Genomic DNA, 25,714 nt, shown 5'->3' with positions numbered 1-25,714 from the left:
GCCGTCGAACGCCTTGCGGGCGGTTTCGCTCTCCGTCTTGGTGGTATGCGCAGGACCTGCCTGGTCCATGGACCTCCAGCAGGCATACCAGGCGGCATTGCAGCAGGACGCCACCATTCGAGCCGCCCGTGCGGCCGCCGATGTAGGGGATGAGCGGGTAGAGCAGGCCAAGGCCATGCGCTACCCCAATGTGGCATTCAGCGCAGCTCGCAACCGCAACGACCTGAGCAACACGCAACGCAACGTCCTGGGCCGGTCGGTGACCGTGGATGAAAACTACACCAGCCACAACGCCACCTTGACCCTGCGCCAACCTGTCTACCGCAAGTCACTGTCGGTAGGGCTGGAGCAGGCCCATCAGATGCGCGCTGAAGTGGGCGCGCAGTTGGACCGGGAGCTACAGAGCCTGGGAGTGCGCGTGACCGACGCCTACCTGCAGCTGTTGCTGGCGCAAGACCAGCTGGCCCTGGCGCGTGCGCAGAAGAACACCACCACCACCCAGTTGGACGCCGCGCGCAAGCTGCTGGTGGCGGGCAGTGGCACGCGCACCGACATCGACGAAGCCCAGGCCCGACTGGACATGGCCGTGGCGCAGGAGTTGGAGATACGGCAGCAGCTGGACTACGCGCGCCGCCAGCTGGAGACACTGGTCAACCAGCCAGTGGAGGCGCTCAGCCCACTGGATGAGGCCAAGTTCGCAGCCTGGACGCCCGAACAGCGCAGCGTGCAGGACTGGCTGGCCCTGGCAGAAGACAGCAGTCCTGAAATCCGGCAACAGAAAGCGCGGCTGGATGTGGCCCGGCTGGAGATCGAGAAGGCCCGCACCGGGCATCTCCCTACGCTGGATGCCGTGGCCCAATGGACGCGCAGTGGCAGCGAGAACGTCACCACGCCCAGCTCCAGCTATACCAACCGCGTGATCGGCCTGCAGCTGAACATGCCCCTGTTTGCGGGTGGCTATGTCAACTCCACGGTGCGCCAGGCGGTGGCGGAGCAGGTGCAGGCCCGCGAACTGCTGGAGGCGGCGCGCCGGGACCTCAGCCTGCGCATCCACACCGAGTTCCGGGGGGTCAGCGAAGGCCGCCTGCGCATCCTGGCGCTGGAGCAGGCTGCACGGTCCGCCACGCAGTTGGTGGTGTCCAGCCGCCGCTCGTTTGAGGGTGGTGCCAGAACCCTGGTGGACATCCTGAACGCAGAGCAGCAAAAAGAGCTGGCCCTGCGCGACCTGGCCCGGGCGCGTTATACCTACCTGGTGTCTTGTGTGCGCCTCCAGGCCCTGGCCGGCGGGGATCGGGATGGCAGCATTGCTGCTGTGAATGCACTGCTCAAGGCGCCCTGAGTCCACATTGCGGGAGCGGCGAGTAGAAAAAGCCCCCTGCTCTGTGAGGTGCAGGGGGCCAGCGCGTGAATAAGTTCTGTGCAACGTCTGGAGCGCTGTGGCGCCCCGCGCTCAGCGGCTGCTCGGAAAGCTGAACACCGCCCCCTCACGCACGCCAGCCGACGGCCAGCGCTGCGTGATGGTCTTGCGCTTGGTATAGAAACGCACGGCGTCCGGGCCGTAGGCGTGCAGGTCGCCGAACAGGCTGCGTTTCCAGCCGCCAAACGAGTGGTAGGCCACGGGCACGGGCAGGGGTACGTTCACGCCGACCATGCCGACCTGGATGTGGTCGGTGAAGTAGCGGGCGGCCTCGCCGTCGCGGGTGAATATGCAGGTGCCGTTGCCGTACTCGTGGTCGTTGATGAGCTGCATGGCTTCCTGCAGGGTCTTCACGCGCACCACGCCTAGCACGGGGCCGAAGATCTCTTCCTGGTAGATCTTCATGCCGGGCTTGACGTTGTCGAACAGGCAGGCGCCCAGGAAGTAGCCTTCTTCATGACCGGCGACCTTCACCGAGCGGCCATCCACCACCAGCGTGGCGCCCTCGGCCACGCCGCTGTCCACATAGGCCTTCACTTTCTCGAAGTGCGGCTTGGTGACCAGCGGGCCCATGTCGTTGCTGTTGTCGGTGCCGGGGCCGACCTTCATCTTGGCGATTTCGGTCTTGAGGCCCGCAATCACGGCGTCGCCCACTGCGTCGCCCACCGCCACCAGCAGCGGGATGGCCATGCAGCGCTCGCCGCATGATCCGTAGGCTGCGCCCATCAGCGCGCTCACGGCGTTGTCCACATCGGCGTCGGGCATGAGCACGGCGTGGTTCTTGGCGCCGCCCAGGGCCTGCACGCGCTTGCCGTGTTTGCAGCCCTCGCTGTAGATGTATTCGGCGATGGGGGTGGAGCCCACAAAGCTCACTGCCTTCACGCGCTGGTCTTGCAGCAGCGTGTCTACGGCCAGCTTGTCACCGTTGACGACGTTCAGCACGCCGGGCGGCAAGCCGGCTTCCAGCGCCAGCTGGGCGATGAACAGCGTGCTGCTGGGGTCGCGCTCGGAGGGCTTGAGCACAAAGGTATTGCCGCAGGCCACGGCCATGGGCCACATCCACAGCGGAACCATGGCCGGGAAGTTGAAGGGCGTGATGCCCGCGGTGACGCCCAGCGCCTGGAACTCGGACCACGAGTCGATGCTGGGGCCCACGTTGCGGCTGTGCTCGCCCTTGAGCAACTCGGGCGCGTAGCTGGCGTACTCCACGTTTTCAATGCCGCGCTGCAGTTCGCCGTGCGCATCGGCCAGCACCTTGCCGTGCTCGGCGGTGATCAGGGCAGCGATCTTGTCGGCGTTTTCTTCGAGCAGCACTTTCAGCTTGCTCATCACGCGGGCGCGCTTCAAAGGCGGCGTGTTGCGCCAGGCGGGGAAGGCGGCCTCGGCGGAGGCGATCGCCGCTTCGACCGTGGCCTTGCTGGCCAGCGCCACGCTGGTGGTCGATTGGCCGGTGGCGGGGTTGAACACCGGCTGCGTGCGCTCGGTGTCTGCAACGAGCTTGCCGTCGATCAGGTGGCCGATGGTGGTGGTGACGTTCTTGTCGTGGTTCATGGTGATTTCAAAGAAAAATTGCCGTTTCCGCGCACTGGGTGTGTGCTGATAGCTATAAAAAGTGAGTAAATACGCTGTCTATGCCACTGCGGGTGCCGCTGCCTGGGCCTTCAGCGTTGGTAGCACGTGGGCCATGGCGCGGTCGATGAATTCCTGCTTTTCGCCCACCGGGGCAAAGTAGTGCAGCACCTCGCGCGCCGCGTCCAGCCCCTTGAGGCGGGCCAGCAGCCACGCCACCAGGTACTGCGACGCCAGGCAACCGCCCGCCGTGGCCACGTTGCCGTGGGCCGCAAACGCGCGGGGCACCACATCGACGCCCGACTCCACCACCCAGGGCTTGCTGGTCAGGTCCGTGCAGGCGGGCGTGCCGCTGAGCAGGCCCAGGCGGCTGAGCAGGAAGGTGCCCGAGCACTGCGCCGCCAGCAACTGGCGTTCAGGGTTCAGCGCACGCAGCTGCTCCATCAGCGCCGGGGTGTTCGCCACCTCACGCGTCTTCATGCCGCTGCCCACCAGCACCGCATCGGCCTGGGCCAACTGGCTCAGGTCTTCGTGCGCGTCGATGGTGAGGCCGTTCATGGACGTGACGCGCGGCGTGGGGCTCGCAATGCGCACCTGCCAGTCTGTGTCGCCCAGCAGCGCGATGCGGCTGAGCATGCCAAACGCCACCAGCGAGTCGAGGTCGTTGAAGGCGTCGAAGGTGAGGATGGAAATGCGCATGGAAGGGCTGACAGGCTGGCGAAGGACGCTCAGGCGGTTTCTTGCAGGGCGTCGCCCAGTGCGCTGATCAGGCGGTCGATTTCGGCCTGGGTGCTGATGAAGGGCGGTGCCAGCTGGATGGTGTCGCCACCGTAGCGCACATAAAAGCCCTTCTTCCAGCAGTTCATCGCAATCTCGTACGGGCGCTTGGCGGGCTCGCCGGGCAGCGCTGCAATGGTGAAGCCTGCCGCCAGGCCAAAGTTGCGGATGTCGGCCACATGCTTGGCGCCCTTGAGGCTGTGCACGGCGTTCTCAAAGTACGGGGCCAGCGCTTTGACGCGGCCGATCATGTCTTCCTTTTGCAGGATGTCGAGCGCCGCAATGCCCGCTGCGCAAGCCACAGGATGGGCCGAGTAGGTGTAGCCGTGCGGGAATTCGAGCATGTACTCCGGCCCGCCTGCGGCCATGAACGTGTCGTAGATCTCCTTGGTGGCGACCACGCCGCCGAGTGGCTGCGCGCCGTTGGTGACCTGTTTGGCAAAGTTCAGGATGTCGGGCGTCACGCCAAAGGCCTCGGCACCCGTCCAGGCGCCGCTGCGGCCAAAACCGCTGATCACTTCGTCAAAAATCAGCAAGATGTTGTTTTGTGTGCAGATCTCGCGCAGGCGCTGCAGGTAGCCCACCGGCGGAATCACCACGCCGGCCGAGCCCGAGAAGGGCTCGACGATCACGGCAGCGATGTTGCTGGCGTCGTGCAGCGCAATCACTTCCAGCAGGCGGTCGGCCAGCTCCTTGCCCGTGGGCGGCATGCCCTTGTGGAACGAGCCTGCGGGTGGCTGGGTGTGGGGCAGGTGGTCGGCCTCCACGCCCTGGCCAAACAGCTTGCGGTTGGCCACGATGCCACCCACCGAGATGCCACCAAAGTTCACGCCGTGGTAGCCCTTTTCGCGGCCGATGAGGCGCGTCTTGGTGCCCTGGCCCTTGGCGCGCCAGTAGGCGCGGGCCATTTTGAGGGACGTATCGGCCGACTCGGAGCCCGAGCCGGTGAAGAACACGTAGTCCAGACCGGCTGGCGTCAGCTCCTTCACGCGGTTGGCCAGCTCAAACCCCAGCGGGTGGCCGAACTGGAAGGCGGGTGCGTAATCGAGCTTCATCGCCTGCTTGCCGATGGCCTCGGCGATCTCGCGGCGGCCATGGCCCAGGCCCGCGCACCACAGGCCTGAGAGGCCGTCAAAAATCTTGCGACCGTCCGCATCGGTGTAATAGGCGCCGCTGCCTTCCACGATCATGCGTGGGTTGGCCTTGAACTGGCGGTTGGCCGTGTACGGCATCCAGTGCGCGTCCAGCCACTCGGCGTCCATGCGGGGGCCTTCGGCACCAGCGGCGGGTTTTTCGATGTTGACGAAGCTCATGGGGTTCTCCAGTGCAAAGGCGGCGACAAAAGGGCGAGAAAAGCAAAGTTGCCCCAGCGGCCTGGGGCTTGACGTAGGGCATTGTTGCGCCGCCTGTTAATCTCTCAAATAATCCAATATCAATGTTTACTTGACGATTTATGCAAGTAAAAGACCCCGCTCCAACCCCCCAAATCTCCGTGCCTGCCGCACCGGGCAAACACCGCGCCGTGCTGGGCCAGCTCAGCGACATGGACTTGCGGCTTCTGCAGGTCTTCAAGAGCGTGGTGGAGTGCGGCGGCATGTCGGCCGCCGAGCTGGAACTGAACATCGGCACCAGCACCGTCAGCCGCCACATCAAGGACCTGGAAGCCCGCCTGGGCCTCACGCTGTGCCGCCGGGGGCGGGCGGGGTTTGCGCTGACGGCCGAGGGGCAGCGGGTGTATGACGAAACCCTGCGCCTGCTGGCCTCGGTGCGCAGCTTTCGCGACAGCGTGGACGACATCCATTCGCGCATGGGCGGGCAGCTGGCCGTGGCGGTGTTCGACAAAACCGCCAGCAACCCTGCCGCCCGCATTGGCGAGGCGATTGCCGCCTTCACCGCCCAGGCGCCCGATGTGCAGTTGCAGCTGCATGTGGGCTCCATCAACGCCATCGAGCGCGGCGTGATCGACGGCAGCTATCAGGTAGGCATCATCCCCGCGCACCGCAGCTCGCAAAGCCTGGCCTACGCCGACCTGTTTGGCGAGACCATGCTGCTGTATTGCGGAGCGGGCCACCCGCTGTTCGGGGCGGCTGCGCCCCCGGCCGACTGGCACGCGGTGCGCGGCTACCAGTTTGCGGGGCTGGGCTACCACTCGCCCAACATGGAGCTGAGCCACCAAGCCCGGCTGCAGCGCGCGGCCACGGGGTTTGACCAGGAGTCCATCGCCACGCTGATCCTGTCGGGCCGCTTTCTCGGGTTCTTGCCCGACCACTACGCCGAAGCCTTTGAGCGCCAGGGCCGCATGCAGGCGGTGAACCCGGCGCTGTTCCACTACCACTGCCAGTTTGTGAGCCTGATGCGCCGCTCGCCCGCGCCCGCCCGCGCGGCCCAGGCGTTTGCGCAATGCCTGGAAGACGCGCACCGCCCCGGTCGCTGACAGGGGCATTGCGGGGCTGTGGCTTGCCAGCGGCCGTGGCGAGGCGGACAATTCACCTTCTTTGCAACATTGTGTGACATCGGGAGCAGCGCCCATGGCCAGTATTTCCTCCATCGGCAGTTCAGGCCTTCAGGCCGCCCAGTTGCGGCTGGACGCGTCGGCCAACAACGTGGCCAACATGAACACCCCCGGTTACCGCCGCGAGGTGGTTGCACAAAAAGAAGTGGCCGAAAGCGCCGGCGTGCGCGCCACCGTGCAGCGCGAACAGGACGCCAAGGGCGTGGCGCTGGAGCAGGAAGCGGTGGAACAGATGTCCGCCACCTACGCTTTCAAGGCCAATCTGCAGACCATCAAAACGCAGGACGAAATGATGGGCTCCTTGCTGGATGTGAAAGCCTGAGCCGAGGCTTGTCCAGCGGTTCTCTTCTCTGCGCACCGCCTCACCCCATCCCCACATGCCCCGCCAGACGGGGCATGGTTGTTTCTGAGGCCAGCCTCAAGGCACTGAAGCGGGCTCAGCCGCCATGGGCCAGCCCCGCGAGGCGCTGGACCAGCCAGCGTTGAAAGGCCAAGCCGGTGGCGGTGCGGCTGCGCAGTGGAATGGCGTACATGGTGGTGCTCCTTGTCGTGAGGTTGTTCAGGTGCCTTGGATGGCGGGGCTGCTGCTGTGCGATGGAGTAGCGCTTTGACGTGCAGCGCGACGACCCGCCCGGTCCCACGCCTTTTCATGAAAGAAGAAAGCCACCGCCTGCACCGTGGGCTCCAGCAGGCTCAGGGTGAGCGAAGCCCACAGGTTGCCGGTGACGGCATAGGCCACCAGGGCGGCCACGCAGATGTGGATCAGGTAGTAGCTGCCCGTCTTCATCAGCATGGTTTGGTTCTGGCGGGCAACGCGGCGGATGTGGGACATGGCGGGTTCCTTGTTCTTCAGGCTGCGGGGGGTGTGCAGCGATGGAGAAATGGTAGTGATTCGCAATAGCAAAGGCCAATTGATCATCGCTAAAGCGCAGATAGCCGCTATCCAATGACGCTGTGCGAAGCGCCAAGGCGCCTATCCCAAACAGACTGGTTCTGCGTGTGAACTAGTTCACGTTCAAGGGCTGAAAAAAGCCGCGGCCACCAAAGCCCCCGTTGCTATGATGGCCGCTCTTTTCAACCCCTTCTTTTGCTTTGGGAGCACACATGGCCCTCATGGACTTCATCAAGAAACAGTTCATTGACATCATTCAGTGGACCGAGGAGGGGGACGGCACGCTGGCCTGGCGCTACCCCATGCGCGACATGGAAATCCAGAACGGTGGCCAGCTCGTGGTGCGCGAATCGCAGATGGCGATTTTTGTGAACGAGGGCCAGGTGGCCGACGTGTTTGGCCCTGGCACCTACAAGCTCACCACGCAGACGCTGCCGGTGCTCACGTACCTCAAGAACTGGGACAAGCTCTTCGAGTCCCCCTTCAAGAGCGATGTGTACTTCTTCAGCACGCGCCAGCAGATCGACCAGAAGTGGGGCACGCCCCAGCCCATCACGATCCGCGACAAGGACTTCGGTGCCGTGCGCCTGCGCGCGTTCGGCAACTATGCCTTCCGCATTGCCGACCCCAAGCTGTTCCACACCGAGATCTCGGGCACGCGCGAGTCCTACCCCGTGGCCGACCTCGAAGGCCAGCTGCGCGGCCTGGTGCTGCAGAACATCAGCAACGCAATTGCGGGCAGCGGCCTGCCGTTCCTGGACCTGGCGGCCAACCAGGTCATGTTTGCCGATGCGCTGACCAAGGAACTCGCGCCCATCTTCGCCAAGCTGGGCATCCTGATCGAGTCCCTCACGGTGCAGAACGTCTCGCTGCCCGAAGAGCTGCAGAAGATCCTCGACCAGAAGATCGGCATGGGCATGGTGGGCAACGACATGGCCAAGTTCATGCAGTACCAGACGGCCCAGGCCATCCCCAAGTTTGCCGAAGCCAGCGGTGGCGGCGGCGGCATTGCGGGCGATGCCATGGGCTTGGGCGCGGGCGTGGCGCTGGGCCAGGTGCTGGCGCAGAACCTGCAGCAAGGCCTGCAGGCCCCGGCGGCCCCCGCAGCGCAGGCTGCAGCCGCTCCGGTGGGCGTGAAGCCCGAAGAAGTGATGGCCACCCTGGAGAAGCTGGGCGACCTCAAGTCCAAGGGCATCCTCACGCAGGAAGAGTTCGACACCAAGAAGGCCGAGCTGCTCAAGAAGCTGGTCTGACAAAGGTGCCACACACCTGGTGATTCAATTGCTATCATAAATATAGCTGTCTTCGCAGGAGGGACGCGCGCAAGGGCCTGAAAAGCCCCAAAGCCGCGTGATGCGGCGCAGGCAGGACACTCCACACGATGGCCACCGACCCCACCCAGCGCTACTACCGCGCGCCCTGCCCTGGCTGCGGCGCGCCGGTGGAGTTCAAGAGCGCGCAGTCCACGCACGCCGTGTGTGGTTACTGCCAGAGCACCGTCGTGCGCAGCGGCGAGGTGCTCACGCGCCTGGGCAAGATGGCCGAGCTGTTCGACGACCACAGCCCGCTGCAGCTCATGGCCAGCGGGCGCATCCAGCTCGACGGCAAAGAGGAGCCCTTCACCCTCATCGGCCGCCTGCAGTACAAGGGCGATGCGGGTACGTGGACCGAGTGGGCCGCCTTCCTGAACGATGGCACGCTGGCCACGCTGGGCGAGGACAACGGCGCCTATGTCTTCACCCGGACCATCGACCCGGGCCGTGAGATGCCCGCGCCCGAGCGCTTCCGCATCGGCACCACCACGGCCATCAACGGCAAGCCCTACAGCGTGGCCTACACCGGCCAGGCGCAACTGATCTCGGCCCAGGGCGAGTTGCCCAAGCTGCCACCGCTGGGCCAGCCCTTTGGCATGGTCGAGTTGAGGAGTGCCGATGGCGAAGTGGTCAGCATCGACTATGGCCACACCCCGCCCAACGTCGAGCGCGGCCGCGCCGTACTGCTCGAAGACCTGCAGCTCAAGGGCCTGAAAGACGAATCCGCGAAGGACGAAAAAGGCCGCCAGTTCAACTGCCCGCACTGCGGTGCGCCGGTGCAGGTGCAGCTGTCCACCTCCAAGAGCATCACCTGCGGCTCGTGCGCCAGCATCATCAGCCTCGATAGCGGCGTGGGCGGTGAGCTGCTCTCGGCCGAGCAGGACGAGCCCGTGCAGCCCCTGATCCCTCTGGGCAGCAAGGGCCAGTTGCAGGGTGTGCACTGGCAGGTGGTGGGCTTTCAGCACCGCATGGGCGTGGAGCCCGGCGACGACGAGCACTTTGGCTGGAGCGAGTACCTGCTCTACAACCAGAAGCGCGGTTTTGCGTTCCTCGTCGATTCGGAAGAAGGCTGGAGCATGGTGCGCCCCACCACCGGCGCGCCGCAGATGGCGGCCACGGGCCGCTCGGCCACCTACATGGGCACCAAGTACGACCTCAAGTACACCTACGAGGCCGAGACCACCTATGTGCTGGGCGAGTTCTACTGGCAGGTCACGCGCGGGCAGAAAACCACCAACCGCGACTTTGCCAGCAGCAAGGGCCTGCTCTCGATGGAGCAAAGCCCGAACGAGATCACCTGGTCTGCGGGCGACAAGCTGTCCAGCGACACGGTGGCCAAGGCCTTCAAGCTCGAAGACAAGAAGGACGTGCTGCAGCGCGACGACCCGGGGCCTTTTGTGGCCAAGTCCGGCCTGGGCTGCGGCACCATCATCCTGCTTGCGATCGTCATCCTCATCCTGCTGTTGCTGCTCAGCCGGTGCAGCCGCTGCGACCCCCGGGTAGAGAATTGCTCCTCATCCAGCTACCGCAGCTCGGGGGGCTCGTATGGCGGGTACTCGTCCGGCGGCAGCCACAAGTAGCAACAAGCAAATAAGCAAGCAAGTCGCAGGCGCACCGCCCGGCCCCGTCCCTTTTTTAATAGACAGACAACCCTTCCAAGGAGATCACACCATGATGGGATTCGAATGGCTCAAACCCGCAGCGTTTCTCGGGTCCATCCTCTACGCCGTCATTGGCGTCATCATCTTCTGGCTGTGTTTTGTCATCGTGGACAAGATCACGCCCTACGACCTGTGGCGTGAGATTGTTGAAAAACAAAACCAGGCCCTGGGCTTGGTGGTGGCCGCGATGTGCCTGGGCATCAGCATCATCGTGGCGGCAGCGATCCACTGACCCCCTGCCCGCAGCCTGATGCCGCGCCTGCCACAGGCGCGCGCTGGTGACCGCCTTGGAACCTGACTTGACCCCTTCTGCCTCCCCGCCCGAGGCCCCGGCCGCTCCGACCGGTCCCCGCCCCATCGAAATCGCCCTGCTCATCAGCGTCTTTGTCGTGGCCGCATGCGGGCTGCTGTACGAGCTGGCGGCAGGGGCGCTGGCGTCCTATGTGCTGGGCGACTCGGTGCTGCAGTTCAGCACCATCATCGGCACTTACCTGTTTGCCATGGGCGTGGGCTCGTGGCTGTCGCGGTACTTTGAGCGGCAGCTGCCTGCGCACTTCCTGCGCATCGAACTGCTGGTCGCGCTGATTGGCGGCGCGCTGCCGGCCACACTTTTTTTGGCCAACGCCTACACGCCTGGCGCGTTCCGGTTTCTGCTGTACGGCATGGTGCTGATGGTGGGCACGCTGGTGGGGCTGGAGATCCCGCTGGTCATGCGTATCCTGAAGCGCAACGTGGCGCTCAAGGACCTGGTTTCGCAGGTGCTCACGTTCGACTACCTGGGCGCGCTGGCGGTGTCGATGGCGTTCCCGCTGCTCCTGGTGCCACAACTGGGGCTGATCCGCACCGGGCTGCTGTTCGGGGTGATGAATGCGGCCGTGGCGCTGTGGGCGGTGTGGCTGTTCCGGCATGAGCTGCGGCGGCTCAAGGCACACCTGGTGGCCTGCGTGATGGTGCTGGGCATCTTGCTGGCCGGGCTGGCGGGGGCCGAGCACATCACGAGTTTTGCCGAGGACAAGTTCTACCAGGACCGCATCGTGTTCAGCACGGCATCGCCCTACCAGCGCATTGTGGTCACCCAGGGGCGCTCGGGGCACCGGCTCTACCTCAACGGCAACCTGCAGTTCTCCGAGAGCGACGAGTACCGCTACCACGAGGCCCTGGTGCACCCCGCCATGGCCGCCCACGGCGCCGCCAAGCGCGTGGCCGTGCTGGGCGGCGGCGACGGCATGGCGGTGCGCGAGATCCTCAAGTACCCCTCGGTCGAGTCCGTGACGCTGGTGGAACTGGACCCGGCGATGACAAAAATCTTCAGCGAGAACCCGCGTCTGGCGCAGCTCAACGGCCATGCGCTGCAAAACCCGAGGGTGAAGATCGTCAACACCGATGCGTTTGGCTGGTTGCAGCAGGGCGCGCCGGACGAGCTGTTCGATGTGATCGTGGTGGACTTTCCAGACCCCACCAACTTCTCGATTGGCAAGCTCTACACCAACAGCTTCTATGCGCTGCTGGACAAGCGCCTGGCCGCCAGTGGCTATGCGGTGGTGCAGACCACCTCGCCCCTGGTGGCGCGCAAAAGCTACTGGACGGTGGTCCAGACCATCGAATCCGTGGGCCTCTCGACAGCGCCGTACCACGCGCATGTGCCCAGCTTTGGCGAGTGGGGTTTCATCATCGCCAGCCGCCGACCCTGGCGCGTGCCCGAGGCGCTGCCGGAGGGCCTGCGGTTCATGGGCGCCGACACGCTGCCGCTGCTGTTCGACTTTCCGCTCGACATGGCGCGTGTGCCGGGCGAGGTGAACCGCCTGTCCAACCAGGCGCTGGTGCACACCTATGAGCGCGAGTGGGGCAAGGTCGTGGCGCACTGAACGGCTGGCACCTGCTTGCGTGCCCTGTGTGGGCGGGCGCAGGTTCTGAGGGAATTGGAGGATTTGTCCCGCCCCTGGTGGCCTCACAATCCCGGACAAACACCGCGCGATGACCTGATTGCCGCAGGCGAACCCCATGCTGGACTCCTTTTTTCTCTCCAACGCCCCGGCCTACCCCCTGCTGTGGGCGCAGCACGACCCCTGGCTCGTGGCCCTGTCGGTGCTGATGGCGGTGCTGGCCTCGGTGCTGGCACTGCAGATGGCGGCACTGGCCCGGCGGGCGGACACTGGCTTCATGCGCCAGATGGCCCGGGGCTCGGGCGCACTGGCGCTGGGCGGGGGCATCTGGGCCATGCACTTCATTGGCATGCTGGCCTTTGCCGTGTGCGCGCGCGGGCAATTTGATGCGGCCACCACGGTGGTGTCCATGCTGCCCAGCGTGCTCGCCTCGTGGATTGCGCTGGGGCTCCTGATGCGCCGCACGGTCGGCCGCATGGCCCTGGTGGTGGGCGGGGTGCTGGTGGGTGCGGGCATTGGCGCCATGCACTACATCGGCATGGCCGCCTCGCAGTGGGCCACGGTAATGCGCTACGACCCCTGGGGGTTTGTGGCCTCGGTGCTGGTGGCGGTGCTGCTGGCCATCGTGGCGCTGTGGGTGCGCTTCGGGCTGGAGCGTGTGGTGCAGTGGCGCCCCTTGTACCTGAACAGCGCGGCCGGGGCGGTGATGGGCCTGGCGATTGCGGGCATGCACTACACGGGCATGGCGGCGCTGCGGTTCACCGACGCACCCGATGAACTGGAGCTGCTGGCCGCTGCCGAAAGCACCTCGCTCGCTGTGGCCGTGGCGGTGGTGGCTGTGGTCATCGGCCTGCTGGTGGTGGCCATCAATGCGGGCCTGCGCTACCGGCAGATGTTCATGAAGGTGCGCCAGAGCGAGTCGCGGCTGCGTGCGATTGCCGAAACCACGGTGGACGGCATCGTGATGATCGACGCCCAGGGCGTGGTGCAGTCGTTCAACGCGGCGGCCGAGCACATCCTGGGCTGGCCCGCTGCTGAGGTGCTGGGACAGAACGTGTCCATGCTCATGCCCGAGCCCGACCGGGCCTTGCACGACGGCTACCTGCAGCGCTACTTGGGCGGGCAGGGCGGCGGCGTGGTGGGCGGCAGCAGCCGCGAGGTGCGGGCGGTACGGCGCGATGGCAGCACCGTGCCCATCCGCATTTCGGTGGGGCGTGTGCAGCTCGATGGCGACCCGCTGTTTGTGGGCTTCATCGGCGACCTGAGCCAGCGCCACGCCATGGAGCAGGAGCTGCGCGACAGCGAGCAGCGCCTGCGCTCGCTGATGGACAACATTCCGGGCGTGAGTTTTCGCTGCCGCTACGACGCGGACTGGACCATGCTCTTCATCAGCGACGCCGTGACGGCGCTCACAGGCTGGGCACCGGAGGACTTTCTGGAAGGCCGCGTCAACTTCACGCAGCTCACGGTGCCCGACGAGGTGCCGCGTCTGTGGAACGAGGTGTCGGCCGCCATCGCGCTGCGCCGCCCCTACCACGTGGAGTTTGGCCTGGTGGACCGCCAGGGCCGCATGCGCTGGGTGTCTGAAAGCGGCCGCCCCGTGGTGGGCGCGGGTGGCGAGGTGCAGTGGATCGACGGCGTGATCATGGACATGACCGGCTTCAAGGAGCGCAACGCCGAGTTTGAGAGCACCGTGCGCGCCATCGACCGCGCGCTGGCCGTGGCCGAGTTCGACCTGCAGGGCCATGTGATCACCGCCAACGCCAACTTCCGAGAGCTGATGGACTACCGGCTCGACGAGATCGTGGGCCAGCACCACCGCATGTTCTGCGAGCCCGCCTACGCCCAGAGCGCGGCCTACGCCGAGTTCTGGCAGCAGCTGCGCGAAGGCCGGTTGGACGGCGGTGAATACCTGCGCCTGGGCCGGGACGGGCGGCGCATTTGGATCCAGGCCACCTACAACCCCATCTTCGACGCCCAGGGCAGGCCCTTCAAGGTCGTCAAATTTGCCACCGACCTCACCCAGCGCCGCGCGATGGAGCAGGAGCTGCGCGCCGCCAAGGACCGCGCCGAGCAGGCCGCCGCCGCGCGCAGCACCTTCCTGGCCAACATGAGCCACGAAATCCGCACGCCCATGAACGCCATCATCGGCTTCACCGAGGCCCTGCTCGACACCCCCATGGACGCCCAGCAGCGCCGCCACCTGGGCACGGTGCAGCACTCGGCGCGCTCCATGCTGCGGCTGCTCAACGACATCCTGGACACGGCCAAGCTCGAAAAAGGCGCGGTAGAGCTGGAGATCGCCGACTTCTCCCTGCCCGAGGTGTGCGACCAGATCCTGGCCTCGCTGCGCATCCACGCCGCCAAGAAGCGGCTGGAGCTGCAGTGCCTCACCACCGAGCAGGTGCCGCCCTACCTGCGCGGCGACGCGCTGCGGCTGCAGCAGGTGCTGCTTAACCTGCTGGGCAATGCGCTCAAGTTCACCCAGCGCGGCCATGTGCTGCTGCGGCTCGACTACCGGGACGGCACCCTGGTGGTGGAGGTGGAAGACACCGGCATCGGCATCGCCGCCCAGCACCTGGACCGCATCTTCGACCCCTTCGCGCAGGCCGATGCCTCCACCACCCGGCAGTTTGGCGGCACCGGCCTGGGCACCACCATCTCGCGCCAGCTGGTCGAGCTGATGGGCGGCAGCATCAGCGTGCGCAGCACCCTGGGTGTGGGCACCACCTTCACCGTGTGCCTGCCGCTGCCCCTGGGCCAGGCCACCGAGGCCGTGGCCACCACCAGCCATGCGGTGCAGCTGCCCCCGCTGCGCATCCTGGCGGTGGATGACGTGCCCGCCAACATCGAGCTGCTGCAGATCCACCTGGACAAGGGCCGCCACCAGACCACCGTGGCCCGCGACGGCGAAGAGGCCGTGGCGGCTTTCCAGTCAGGCCGCTTTGACCTGGTGCTGATGGACCTGCAGATGCCCGGCATGGACGGCCTGGAGGCCACGCGCCGCATGCGTGCGTTTGAACAGGAGCAGCGCCGTAAACCCGTGCCCGTGATCGCGCTGTCGGCCAGCGTGCTGGAGCAGGACCGGCGCAACGCACGCGCTGCGGGCATGGACGGATTTGCCAGCAAACCCCTGGAGCCCGCCCGCCTGTTCCGCGAGATCGCCCGCGTGCTCAAGCTGCAGCCCGATCCCGCCACATCGGGCTGGGGCGCGCTGACGGCGGCGTCCTCGCTGGCCAGCCTGGCCCCCGTGCCATCGCCCACGGCGCAGGCGCACACCGCCATCGACTGGGAGCGCGGCACCCGCCTGTGGGGCCAGCGCGCGCTGCTGCGCGACGCCATCGCCCGGTTTGTGGGCGACTACGAGGCCACCCCCGCCACCCTGCAGGCCCTGGTGGCCCGGCACGATATGGACGGCGCCCGCGCCCTGGCCCACCGCCTGCGCGGGGCGGCGGGCAACCTGGCGCTGGCGCCCATGCAGACGCTGGCCCAGCGCATCGAAGAAGCGGCCCACACGCTGGACCGCACCGCCCTGGGCTCGCTGGTGCCCGCGCTGCCCGCCGCCCTGTTGGCCGTGCAGCAGGCCCTGGCCCAGGAGCTGGACGCCGCCACGGCATCCGCCCCCGGCGTGGGCCAGCACATGCCCCTGGCACCTGCGCAGCGCGCCCAGGCCGATGCGGCCGCGCAGGCGCTGCAGCAGGCCCTGGCCCGTTCCGAACTGGCCCAGCCGCCGCTGGACGAACTGGCGCAGCTGCTGCCCGCCGATGCCATGGAGCGGCTGCAGGAAGCCATCGACACCTTTGACTTCGACCAGGCGCTGGCGCAGCTGCAGCAGCTGCGCACGCACTGGATCGATGCGCCCACGGAGAACCCCGTATGAACCCCACCCCCGACCTGCGGCCCCGCCTGCTCCTGGTGGACGACGAACCCACCAACCTGCAGGTGCTGCGCCACATCCTGCAGGCCGACTACCGCCTGCTGTTTGCCACCGACGGCGAACGCGCGCTGCAGGTGGCGCGCGAGCAGCGGCCCGACCTGGTGCTGCTCGACATCATGATGCCGAACATGGACGGCTACGCGGTGTGCCGCACGCTCAAGGCCGATGCCGCCACCGCTGCCATTCCGGTGATCTTCATCACCGCCCTCACCGACAGCCAGGATGAAACCGCCGGGTTCGATGCGGGTGCGGTGGACTACATCACCAAGCCCGTGAGCCCGCCCGTGGTGCGCGCGCGCGTGCGCACCCACCTGTCGCTGGTGCGGCTGGACGAGCTGCGCGAGACCCGCCTGCAGATCGTGCAGCGCCTGGGCCGCGCGGCCGAATACAAAGACAACGAAACCGGCATGCACGTGATCCGCATGAGCTACTTCGCGCAGCTGCTGGCGCTGGCCGCAGGCTGCAGCCCGGCCTGGGCCGAAGACCTGCTCAACGCCGCGCCCATGCACGACGTGGGCAAGATCGGCATCCCCGACGCCGTGCTGCGCAAGCCCGGCCCGCTGGATGCCGACGAGTGGGCCACCATGCGCCGCCACCCCGAGATCGGCGCCGAGATCATTGGCGAACACTCGGCCGGGGTGCTGCAGCTGGCGCGCGAGATTGCGCTGGCCCACCACGAAAAGTGGGACGGTAGCGGCTACCCCCGGGGCCTGGCGGGCGAGGCCATCCCGCTGTCGGCGCGCATCGTGGCCATTGCCGACGTGTTTGACGCCCTCACCACCCGCCGCCCCTACAAGGAGCCTTGGCCCGTGCAGGCGGCGCTGGACCACATCGCCGCCCAGGCGGGCCAGCATTTCGACCCTGCCCTGGTGTTGCTGTTCGCCCCGCTGCTGCCCCAGCTGCTGGAAGTGCGTGCGCGCTGGGCCGATTGAAGTGAAACACCCCCTGAGTCGCTTCGCGCCTTCCCCCTCTCTCGCCTTGCTGCGCAAGGCCGGAGGGGGACGCCCCCGGTGCAGCGGGGCGGCCCTTGCACGGGGACGCTGGCCCGGGCCGCGCCGGTTTCATCCGCCTCGCGCGGCGCTTCGACAGGCTCAGCGTGAACGGACTTGTATTTTTGAACGTGCACCGGCATGAGAAAGAAAAAGAAGGTGCAAGAAGGTGTGAAAGACGATGGCATGACCGCATGGACCCTGCAGCGCCGCCAGTTTGTGGCGGGCGCTGCCGCCCTGGCCACGGCCGCCCTGGGCGGGTGTGAGCGCGCCGCAGCGCCTTTGCTGGGCGGCTTCACCGGCATCGACATCACACGCGGCCACCAGCTGCGCGACCTGCTGAAAACCGGCAACCTGTCTGCACCCGCCGTGGTGCGGCGTGCGCAGGTGATCATTGCGGGCGGTGGTGTGGCCGGGCTGGCCGCAGCACGCGCGCTGCGGCTGGCGGGCGTGCACGACTTTGCGCTGCTGGAGCTGGAAGACGCCCCCGGCGGCAACAGCCGGGGCACGGTGGTGGGCGGCCTGCCCTGCCCGCAGGGCGCGCACTACCTGCCCGTGCCCGGCGACGACGCGCGCGAGGTGCAGGCCCTGCTCGAAGAACTGGGCGTGCGCCGCCGCGTGGCCGGGCGCTGGCAGTACGACGAACGCCACCTGTGCCACAGCCCGCAGGAGCGCCTGTTTTTTGACGGCGAATGGCAAGAGGGCCTGCTGCCCGTGCACGGCGTGGGCGAGGCCACGCTGGCGCAGTACCGCCGCTTTGCCCGCGCCGTGGACGCCGAGGCCCGCGCCGCCCGGTTTGCCATGCCTGCGCTCAAGCTATGGAGCCAAAAACAGCCGCTTGCGCGCGCCCATCAAGCGCTGGACGCTATTACTTTTGATAAGTGGCTGGCAGCGCAGGGGCTCGATGACGTGCATCTGCGCTGGTACCTCGACTACTGCTGCCGCGATGACTATGGTGCGGGCGCCCACCGGGTGTCGGCCTGGGCGGGCATCCACTACTTTGCCAGCCGCCATGGTTTCCATGCCCCCGGCGAGGCCCCGGACGAAGCCCGCGAAAGCGTGCTCACCTGGCCCGAGGGCAACGGCTGGATCACCCAGCGCCTGGCCGAGCCGCTGCGTGCACAGGGCCAGCTGCGCACCGCCACCAGCGTGCTGCGCATCACCGAAGGCCGCCATGGCGTGGAGGTGGACGCCCTCAACCACAGCACCGGCAACGTGGAGCGCTGGGTGGCGCCGCAGTGCATCGTGGCGCTGCCTGTGCTGCTGGCGGCGCGCGTGGTGCAGCAGCCGCCCGCCTTCCTCACCGGCGCGGCGCAGCGCCTGCAGTGGACGCCCTGGCTGGTGACCAACATCCACATCGGCAGCCCGCTGGCCGACCACCCCGGCGCCGCGCCCGCGTGGGACAACGTGCTCTATGCCGACCCCTCGGCCGGAGGCCTGGGCTACGTCAACGCAGGCCACCAGCGCCTGGACACCCGCGCCACGCTCGCGGGCCCTACCGTGCTCACCTACTACCAGGCGCTGGGCGACCTGGCCGACGGCCGCCAGCAGCTGGCCACCCAGCCCTGGCAGCACTGGGCCGATGCCGCGCTGGCCGCACTCTCGGTGCCCCACCCCGACCTGCGCGAACGCGCCACACGCGTGGACATCACCCGCTACGGCCACGCCATGGCCATCCCCACACCCGGGGTGCTGGAATATTTGAGCCAAATTGGCCTTCTCCGCGCATCCAGTAAGCGCAAGCAGCTATCAAATGCAGAGCAATCGGCGTGGATCCCCACCCCCCGCACCGCGCGGCTGGCATTTGCGCACAGCGACTGGTCGGGCTATTCGGTGTTTGAAGAAGCCTTCACGCGCGGGCACGGCGCGGGCCTGGTGGCCGCAGGCTGACCCCCGATGGCAGGGATGGCAGGCCCCGAAGTGCACATCGACGTGGCGCAGCAGCGGCTGCACCTGGTGGTGCGCGGGGCCACAGAGCGCAGCTACACCATCTCCACCGCGCTGAACGGCGTGGGCGAACGCAACGGCAGCGGCTGCACTCCACGCGGCCAGCACCGCGTGCGCGCCAAGGTGGGCGCAGGCTGCGCGCCGGGCACGGTGTTCGTGGGCCGGCGCGCCACGGGCGAGGTGTATTCGCCCGAACTTGCTGCTGCCCATCCGGGGCGTGACTGGATCCTCACCCGCATCCTGTGGCTGACCGGCTGCGAGCCCGGCCTGAACCGAGGTGGTGCGGTGGACACGCTGCGCCGCTATATCTACCTCCACGGCTGCCCCGATGACTGCGCGATGGGCGTGCCGCTGTCGCACGGCTGCGTGCGCATGGCCAATGCCGATGTGATCGACCTGTTTGACCGGGTGGTGGTCGGCACGCGGGTGACCATCCATGGCGCCTCCGATCCTTGGCCCCTGACGGACCCGCCGCCATGACAACGCCTCCATCGCCCCCATCGCCTTCGCTCGACCGGCGCTTCCTTGTCTTCCTGGGCCCGCTGGTGCTCAGCAACATCCTGCAGGCACTCACCGGCACGGTGAACCACATCTACGTGGGGCGGCTGCTGGGCGCGGGCCCGCTCGCGGCCGTGGCCTCGTTCATGCCGCTGTTCCTGCTGCTCAGCGCCTTCATCTTCGGGCTGGGCACGGGGGCGTCCATCCTGGTGGGCCAGGCCTTTGGTGCGCGCAACCCTGCGCGCCTGCATGCGGTGGCGGGCACCACGCTGTGCGCCGGGGTGCTGCTGGGCCTAGTGCTGGCTGCCGTGGGGCTGGTGGCCGTGCAGCCCCTGATGCTGCTGCTGGGCACGCCGGCCGATGTGTTGCCCCAGGCGGTGGCCTATGCGCGGGGGATGGTGCTGCTGTTCCCCGTGCTGTTCACCTCCATGCTCACGGCCGCGCTGCTGCGCGGCACGGGCGACACCGTCACGCCGCTGCGTGCGCTGGTGGTGTCGCTGTCGGTCACGCTGGTGTGTGCGCCGCTGTTCATCCGGGGCGTGCCTGCCCTGGGGCTCCCTGCGCTGGGCATTCTGGGCGGTGTGGCCGCGCTGCTGCTGGCCACGCTGTGCTCGCTGGGCTACACGGCCTGGCACCTGCGGCGCTGCGCCCATGTGCTGGCCCCCACGCGGGCGCTGGCCGCGCAGCTGCGGATCGATGCAGCCTTGCTGCGCACCCTGGTGCGGCTGGGCGTGCCCACGGGGCTGTTCTTCATCACCGGATCGCTGGCCGACCTGGGCCTGCTCAGCCTGGTCAATGCCCATGGCGCGGCGGCCACGGCGGCCTGGGGCACAGCCAGCCAGGTCATGTCGTACGTGTTGTTCCCGGCGATGGCCGTGGCCATGGCGTCGTCGGTGTTTGCGGCCCAGGCCATTGGCGCGGGGCAGGGCCAGCAGCTGGCGGCCGTCACGCGCACCGGCATGCGCATGAACCTGTGGCTCACCGGCGGCCTGGCCGTGCTGATGTTTGCCGCAGCGCCCTGGGTGGTGGGCCTGTTTGTGGCCCATGCGCGGGTGATCGACATCGCGGGGCAGGTGCTGCGCATCACCGTGTGGGGCGCAGTGTTCTTTGGGCTGGCCAGCGTGTATTCGGGCGTGATGCGCGCCAGCGGCACGGTGCTGGTGCCCACGCTCATCTCGCTGGGCTGCCTGGCCTGCCTCATCGTGCCGCTGGGCTGGGTGCTGGGCCGCCAGTGGGGCCTGGTCGCTACCTGGGCGGCGTACCCCGCCACTTACCTGTGTGCAATGGTGCTGCAGGGGCTGTACTTCCATGGTGTGTGGCGGCGCCAGGCGGTGCAGCGTCTGATCTGATCGAAAAGGGCTCCTGCGCCTGATGGGCAAGCCTAAGTGGCTATAAAAATGATAGCTCTCCCGGAGCCCTGCCCGCCAAGCCAGCGGCATGGCCGTCACAGCCCCGTCACGCGCCGGAGGCATCGTGGCCGCTTTACTTTTTTGCCCCTGCCACCATGTCCCGATTTTCTGCCCTGGCCGCTTGTGCCGCGCTGGCCTGCGCCGCCGCTTCTTCCCCTGCCATCGCCCAGCAGGCCTACCCCGCCACCCTGGCTGGCCACGCCGTGCTGCCCGCCCTCACCGTGATTGCTGCGCCCAAAGACGCGCCACAAGACCTGCAGGTGGCGGGCAAGTTCACCACCCCGCGCCGCGTGGACGCCGTGGGCAGCGTGATGGGCCAGTCGGGCGGCCGCGACACCGGCGTGTCACTGCCTTTCCAGGGCCAACCCATCCAGGGCCACTCGGGCATCAAGCGCATGGCCGACGGCTCGTTCTGGATCCTCACCGACAACGGCGCGGGCTCCAAGGCCAACTCGCCCGACTTCATGCTGCACCTGAGCCACTACACCGTGGACTTCAAGTCGGGCCAGTTCAACCGCCTCAAGACCCTCTTCCTGCACGACCCCGACAAGAAGATCCCCTTCCGCATCACCCACGAAGGCACGGCCACGCGCTACCTGACCGGCGCCGACTTCGACCCCGAGAGCTTCCAGTTCGCCGGTGGCGCACTGTGGATCGGCGAAGAGTTTGGCCCCTTCCTCATCAAGGCCGACCTGAACGGCAAGGTGCTGGCGGTTTTCGAGACGCAGGTGGACGGCAAGGTCGTGCGCTCGCCCGACGCGCCCGGCGTGCTCATGCCCGGCGCACCCGACGCCAAGCCCACGCCCTTTGAAGTCAAGCGCTCCAAGGGCTACGAAGGCATGGCCTCCAGCAAGGACGGCAGCAAGCTCTACGCGCTGCTTGAAGGCGCGCTGTGGAACGACAACGCCAAGGCCTACGAAAACCTGGGCGGCAAGCAGTACCTGCGCGTGCTCGAATTTGATGTGAAGACCGAGCAATGGACCGGCCGCCACTGGAAGTACGTGCTGGAGGCCAACCACCACGCCATTGGCGACTTCAACATGATCGATGCCACCACGGGCCTCATCATCGAGCGCGACAACGGCGAAGGCACGGCCGACAAGGCCTGCCCTGCAGACCAAAAACGCACGGACTGCTTCCACGATTTGGCCAAGTTCAAGCGCGTCTACAAGGTGGAGATGAGCGACGCCAACGTGGGCGGCGAGATCCGCAAGGTGGGCTACATCGACCTCATGAACATCCAGGACCCCAAGCGCCTGGCCAAGAAGCCGCTGAACAATGGTGTGTTGACCTTCCCGTTCTTCACCATCGAGAACGTGGACATCGTGGACGGCACGCACATCGTGGTGGGCAATGACAACAACCTGCCCTTCAGCAGCAGCCGCGACCCGAACAAGGCGGATGACAACGAGCTGGTGTTGTTGGAAGTGGGCGAGCTGCTGCGCGCAAGGTAAGAGGCCCCCCCCTGAGACGCTTCGCGTCTTCCCCCCCGCTCTCGCGCTGCGCGCGGGCAGGGGGACGCAGCCCTCGCTGCGGGGCGGCCCTTGCTCGGCTGCCCCGGGCTGGGTCGTGCCAGTTTTGGGCGCTGCGGGCAGGTGCGAGGCCTCGTTAAGACCGGTGTGTGGGGGCTCCAACCCTTGGGACACCTTTGAATGCTGCGGGTGGCAAAATTCCCGGTTCCCGTTCCAACGTACCCGGAAGCCGCGCCACCATGTTCACAGGCATCGTCCAAGCCACGGCAGGCATTGCCGCCATCCACGACCGCGCAGGGCTGCGCACGTTCACGCTCGATTTTCCCGAGGGCTTCTGTCAGGACCTGGCCATTGGCGCCAGCGTGGCCACCGATGGCGTGTGCCTCACGGTGACCGAGATCCTGTCGCCCACGCAGGCCAACTTCGACGTGATGCTGCAGAGCCTGAACATCACCACGCTGGGCAGCTACGCGCAGGGCGACCGTGTGAACGTGGAGCGCGCGGCCAAGGACGGCGCCGAGATCGGCGGCCACCCGCTGTCGGGCCATGTGGACTTTACGGGCACACTCATCGAGCGCCGCGAGTTCGACAACAACCTGGTGTGGCGCGTGGCCGTGCCCGAGGCGTTTCGCCGCTACATCTTTGCCAAGGGCTACATCGCCATCCACGGCGCCAGCCTCACGGTGGCCGAGGTGAACCGGCAAGAGGGTTGGTTTGAGATCTGGATGATCCCCGAGACCCGCCGCGCCACCGTGTTTGAGAACAAAAAGGTGGGCGACCGCCTGAACATCGAGATCGAGCGCAGCACCCAGGTGGTGGTGGACACCGTGCGCGAGGCCGTGCAGGAAAGCCTGGGCCGCCTGCAGCCCGTGCTGGAGGCGCTGCTGAAAGAAAAGGGCTTGTCGCTCGACGACTTTGTGCAGGCCCCCGTGTTGCCGCACTGACCCAGCGAAGCTCTCCCATGTCCGTGGTGGTGCGCCCGCTGGCGCTGAGCGATCTGGCCGACCTGCTGGCCGTGCAACTGGCCTGTTATGGCGAAGGGTTTGTAGAAAGTGGCGAGGTGTTTGCCCGCCGCCTGGCCAGCCCCGCCAACTGCTCGCTGGTGCTGGAGCAGGGCGGCACGGTGTGCGCCTACCTGGCGGCCTACCGCAGCGTGTGTGGCAAGGTCACTCCGCTGCATGGCGACTTTGAAGCCACATCATCAGCCGACACCCTGTACCTGCACGACATGGCCGTGCTGCCCACCCGCGCGGGCCAGGGGCTGGCGCAGGCGCTGCTCACGCCGCTGTGGGAGCGTGCTCAGCAAGAGGGCTTGCGCCACACGGCGCTGGTGTCGGTACAGGGCTCGCAGGGCTACTGGGCGCGCCACGGCTATGTGCAGCAGGTGCTGCAGGACGCTGTGCAGCGCCAGCGCCTGGCCACCTATGGCGAGGGCGCGTGTTACATGGTGCGCAGCCTGGCGGCAGCGCTGTAGCCGTCACCCCGCGCTGATGCCTTCGGCCTGCGCGCCCTCGTCCACCACCCAGTCGCGAAAGCGCCGCAGCGCAGGGTCGATCAGGGCCTCGGGACGGTAGACCAGGCGGTAGCCCAGTGGCGCTGGCACCCGTGGGGCCTGCAGGCCGACCAGGGCGCGGGTGGCCAGGGCCCGTGCCACCTTGGTGCGCGTTACGAGTGCAAAGCCCTGCCCCGCCAGGGCTGCCTCCACGGCACCACTGGCGCCCGCAAACACCACACCCTGGCCGCTGTCCACCCGTGCCAGGCCCTGGGTGTGGCACCACAGGCGCCAGTCGTCGCGTTGCCCGTCGTGCAGCAGCCGGGGGCCGGTGATGTCCGCCAGCTGGGCCCAGAGGCGGGGCGCCACCAGGCGCGGGCTGCACACGGGCACCAGGTCGTCGTCCAGCAGCCACTCTGCGTGCAGGCCCGGGTAGGGGCCGATGCCATGGCGCACCGCGAAATGCATGTCCTCGGCGAGCAGGTCCACCGCGCGGTGGGTGCTGTTCACGTGCACATCCAGCTCGGGCGCGTGCTGCAGAAAAAGCTGCAGGCGTGGCACCAGCCACCGTGCCGCGAAGTCGGGTGTGCAGCTCACCCGGACCACGCGGCGTGCACCGGCGGCCAGCCGGGCTGTGGCGTGGCCAATGCGGGCCAGTGCCTCGCCGCAGGCGGCCTGGTAGTCCATGCCTGCGGGGGTGAGGGCCAGGCCACGCGGCAGGCGCTCAAACAGCGCACAGCCCAGGAAATCCTCCAGGCGCCGCACTTGCTGCGACACCGCCCCGGGCGTGACGTGCAGCTCGCGCGCAGCCTCGCGCACGCTGCGGTGGCGCGCCGTGGCTTCGAAAAAACGCACGGCAATCAGTGGAGGGAGTTTCATCGGTACGGCCCCAAACTGTTCATCGCTGCTAAACAGTTGTAGAGGATAAATCGTTTGCTAGAAATCAACGCAGTTTCAACAATACACCGCATGTTCTCTTGTTCCTGTTGACTGACTTTCCAGGTGCCGATATGCCATTGCCCAGTTTCCTGCGACTCCTTCTGCTGGCAGCCCTCTGGGGCGGCAGCTTCTTGCTGATGCGCGTTGCCGCGCCCGTGCTGGGCGCCCTGCCCACCACCTTTGCCCGGGTGCTGCTTGGTGCCACGGGGCTGGCGTTGCTGCTGCTGGTGCTGCGCTTGCGCCCGCGGTTTGGGGGCAAGCTGGGCGCCACGTTGGTGCTGGGGGTGGTGAACTCGGGCATCCCTTTCCTGATGTTTGCGATGGCTGCACGCAGCCTTCCAGCGGGCTACAGCGCCATCCTCAACGCCACCACACCGCTGATGGGCGTGCTCATCGGGGCGCTGGCGTTTGGTGAGCGCATCACGGCGGCGCGTGTGGGTGGGATGGTGCTGGGCATGGCGGGCGTGGCGGTGCTGGCCCAGGCCGGGCCGGTGGCACTCACGCCCGAGGTGCTGGGCGGCATGGGGGCCTGCCTGGTGGCCACCGCCTGTTATGGGCTGGCGGGGTTTCTCACCAAGCGCTGGATCACCGAGCGCGGGGGGCTCGACAGCCGCATCGTGGCCCTGGGCAGCCAGATGGGGGCTGTGCTGGTCCTGGTGCCGGTGATGGCCTGGGAGCTGCTGCGCCAGCCCGCCGCCGCAACGGCCTGGCTGGCGGCCCCGGCGCCGGTGTGGGGTGCCCTGCTGGCGCTGGGATTGTTGTGCACGGCCCTGGCCTATGTGCTGTATTTCCGGCTGATTGCCGATGTGGGGCCGCTCAAGGCGCTCACCGTCACCTTCCTGATCCCGCTGTTTGGCGTGGCCTGGGGCTGGCTGCTGTTGGGCGAGCCCGCGACCCTGGCCCATGTGGCGGGCGGCGGCCTGATTGGTGCGGCGCTGTGGCTGGTGTTGCGGCCCGTGCCAGCGGCACCCGTGGCGCTGAGCGGCGCCCGCTGATGCGCGGCCTGC

General features: G+C 67.4%; 21 protein-coding genes. 16 read left to right on the top strand and 5 right to left on the bottom strand.

Translation table 11 applies throughout. The annotated features are described in order from the left end of the window. The first annotated feature begins 67 nt into the window (after positions 1–67). Positions 68–1,339 carry a TolC family outer membrane protein gene (locus ACSQ3O_RS26565; protein WP_436141006.1) on the top strand — a complete coding sequence of 424 codons (1,272 nt, stop codon included), beginning with the start codon at positions 68–70 and terminating at the stop codon, positions 1,337–1,339. 111 nt (positions 1,340–1,450) lie between these two features. Here the strand turns inward: ACSQ3O_RS26565 and ACSQ3O_RS26560 are convergent, their stop codons facing one another. From ACSQ3O_RS26560 to ACSQ3O_RS26550, 3 genes are all read right to left on the bottom strand, one after another. Next, positions 1,451–2,968: a CoA-acylating methylmalonate-semialdehyde dehydrogenase gene (locus tag ACSQ3O_RS26560; protein WP_436141005.1), complete on the bottom strand. Its 1,518-nt coding sequence runs from the start codon at positions 2,966–2,968 to the stop codon at positions 1,451–1,453. Positions 2,969–3,046: 78 nt separating this feature from the next. Beyond that, positions 3,047–3,685 carry a DJ-1/PfpI family protein gene (locus tag ACSQ3O_RS26555; RefSeq protein ID WP_137749433.1) on the bottom strand — a complete coding sequence of 213 codons (639 nt, stop codon included), beginning with the start codon at positions 3,683–3,685 and terminating at the stop codon, positions 3,047–3,049. Between the two features lie 29 nt (positions 3,686–3,714). After that, a complete protein-coding gene (locus ACSQ3O_RS26550) occupies positions 3,715–5,076 on the bottom strand; it encodes an aspartate aminotransferase family protein (RefSeq protein WP_137749432.1) in 1,362 nt (453 codons plus the stop codon). Between the two features lie 230 nt (positions 5,077–5,306). Between ACSQ3O_RS26550 and ACSQ3O_RS26545 the strand changes: the two genes are divergently transcribed. Together ACSQ3O_RS26545 and ACSQ3O_RS26540 are read left to right on the top strand one after the other, a co-directional pair. Then, positions 5,307–6,197 (top strand): LysR family transcriptional regulator, encoded by an 891-nt coding sequence (locus ACSQ3O_RS26545; RefSeq protein ID WP_137749459.1) that lies wholly within the window; start codon positions 5,307–5,309, stop codon positions 6,195–6,197. 94 nt (positions 6,198–6,291) lie between these two features. Further along, on the top strand, positions 6,292–6,597 hold the full coding sequence (locus ACSQ3O_RS26540) for a flagellar basal body protein (protein ID WP_436141004.1): 306 nt from the start codon (positions 6,292–6,294) through the stop codon (positions 6,595–6,597). A 237-nt stretch (positions 6,598–6,834) separates the two neighbouring features. Here the strand turns inward: ACSQ3O_RS26540 and ACSQ3O_RS26535 are convergent, their stop codons facing one another. Further along, positions 6,835–7,107 carry a DUF2061 domain-containing protein gene (locus ACSQ3O_RS26535; protein WP_298455696.1) on the bottom strand — a complete coding sequence of 91 codons (273 nt, stop codon included), beginning with the start codon at positions 7,105–7,107 and terminating at the stop codon, positions 6,835–6,837. A 272-nt stretch (positions 7,108–7,379) separates the two neighbouring features. Here ACSQ3O_RS26535 and ACSQ3O_RS26530 point away from each other — a divergent pair, with 272 nt between their 5' ends. From ACSQ3O_RS26530 to ACSQ3O_RS26475, 12 genes are all read left to right on the top strand, one after another. Beyond that, the gene (locus ACSQ3O_RS26530; protein ID WP_436141003.1) at positions 7,380–8,420 is read left to right on the top strand and encodes an SPFH domain-containing protein; all 1,041 of its coding nucleotides are present in this window, start codon (positions 7,380–7,382) and stop codon (positions 8,418–8,420) included. A gap of 128 nt (positions 8,421–8,548) precedes the next feature. Then, complete coding sequence (locus ACSQ3O_RS26525) at positions 8,549–10,060, top strand: DUF4178 domain-containing protein (RefSeq protein WP_436141002.1); 1,512 nt, start codon at positions 8,549–8,551, stop codon at positions 10,058–10,060. Positions 10,061–10,154: 94 nt separating this feature from the next. Then, positions 10,155–10,373, top strand: a complete 219-nt coding sequence (locus ACSQ3O_RS26520) for a DUF350 domain-containing protein (protein ID WP_171012392.1) — start codon at positions 10,155–10,157, stop codon at positions 10,371–10,373. Positions 10,374–10,440: 67 nt separating this feature from the next. Continuing rightward, positions 10,441–12,006 carry a polyamine aminopropyltransferase gene (locus tag ACSQ3O_RS26515; protein WP_436141001.1) on the top strand — a complete coding sequence of 522 codons (1,566 nt, stop codon included), beginning with the start codon at positions 10,441–10,443 and terminating at the stop codon, positions 12,004–12,006. 136 nt (positions 12,007–12,142) lie between these two features. Beyond that, positions 12,143–15,904 carry a PAS domain S-box protein gene (locus tag ACSQ3O_RS26510; protein WP_436141000.1) on the top strand — a complete coding sequence of 1,254 codons (3,762 nt, stop codon included), beginning with the start codon at positions 12,143–12,145 and terminating at the stop codon, positions 15,902–15,904. Next, entirely contained in the window at positions 15,901–16,893 is a 993-nt protein-coding gene (locus tag ACSQ3O_RS26505) for a response regulator (protein WP_436140999.1), read from the top strand. The genes ACSQ3O_RS26510 and ACSQ3O_RS26505 overlap by 4 nt, the downstream gene beginning before the upstream one ends. Positions 16,894–17,136: 243 nt before the next feature. Continuing rightward, the gene (locus ACSQ3O_RS26500; protein ID WP_436140998.1) at positions 17,137–18,840 is read left to right on the top strand and encodes an FAD-dependent oxidoreductase; all 1,704 of its coding nucleotides are present in this window, start codon (positions 17,137–17,139) and stop codon (positions 18,838–18,840) included. Between the two features lie 15 nt (positions 18,841–18,855). Next, on the top strand, positions 18,856–19,377 hold the full coding sequence (locus ACSQ3O_RS26495; RefSeq protein ID WP_436140997.1) for a L,D-transpeptidase family protein: 522 nt from the start codon (positions 18,856–18,858) through the stop codon (positions 19,375–19,377). After that, positions 19,374–20,744 (top strand): MATE family efflux transporter, encoded by a 1,371-nt coding sequence (locus ACSQ3O_RS26490; RefSeq protein ID WP_436140996.1) that lies wholly within the window; start codon positions 19,374–19,376, stop codon positions 20,742–20,744. The genes ACSQ3O_RS26495 and ACSQ3O_RS26490 overlap by 4 nt, the downstream gene beginning before the upstream one ends. Before the next feature lie 155 nt (positions 20,745–20,899). Next, a complete protein-coding gene (locus tag ACSQ3O_RS26485; RefSeq protein ID WP_436140995.1) occupies positions 20,900–22,258 on the top strand; it encodes an esterase-like activity of phytase family protein in 1,359 nt (452 codons plus the stop codon). A 257-nt stretch (positions 22,259–22,515) separates the two neighbouring features. After that, positions 22,516–23,220, top strand: a complete 705-nt coding sequence (locus ACSQ3O_RS26480; protein ID WP_094289742.1) for a riboflavin synthase subunit alpha — start codon at positions 22,516–22,518, stop codon at positions 23,218–23,220. Between the two features lie 17 nt (positions 23,221–23,237). Then, positions 23,238–23,750 (top strand): GNAT family N-acetyltransferase, encoded by a 513-nt coding sequence (locus tag ACSQ3O_RS26475; RefSeq protein ID WP_436140994.1) that lies wholly within the window; start codon positions 23,238–23,240, stop codon positions 23,748–23,750. Between the two features lie 3 nt (positions 23,751–23,753). Here the strand turns inward: ACSQ3O_RS26475 and ACSQ3O_RS26470 are convergent, their stop codons facing one another. Further along, positions 23,754–24,647 (bottom strand): LysR substrate-binding domain-containing protein, encoded by an 894-nt coding sequence (locus tag ACSQ3O_RS26470; RefSeq protein ID WP_436140993.1) that lies wholly within the window; start codon positions 24,645–24,647, stop codon positions 23,754–23,756. A 131-nt stretch (positions 24,648–24,778) separates the two neighbouring features. Here ACSQ3O_RS26470 and ACSQ3O_RS26465 point away from each other — a divergent pair, with 131 nt between their 5' ends. Next, entirely contained in the window at positions 24,779–25,702 is a 924-nt protein-coding gene (locus ACSQ3O_RS26465) for a DMT family transporter (protein WP_436140992.1), read from the top strand. Positions 25,703–25,714 lie beyond the last annotated feature (12 nt).

Source organism: Acidovorax sp. LjRoot74 (assembly GCF_964254355.1).
Taxonomy (GTDB): domain Bacteria; phylum Pseudomonadota; class Gammaproteobacteria; order Burkholderiales; family Burkholderiaceae_C; genus Acidovorax.
Note: the sequence above shows the minus strand (reverse complement) of the source record. Positions and strands in the feature narration are given on the sequence as shown.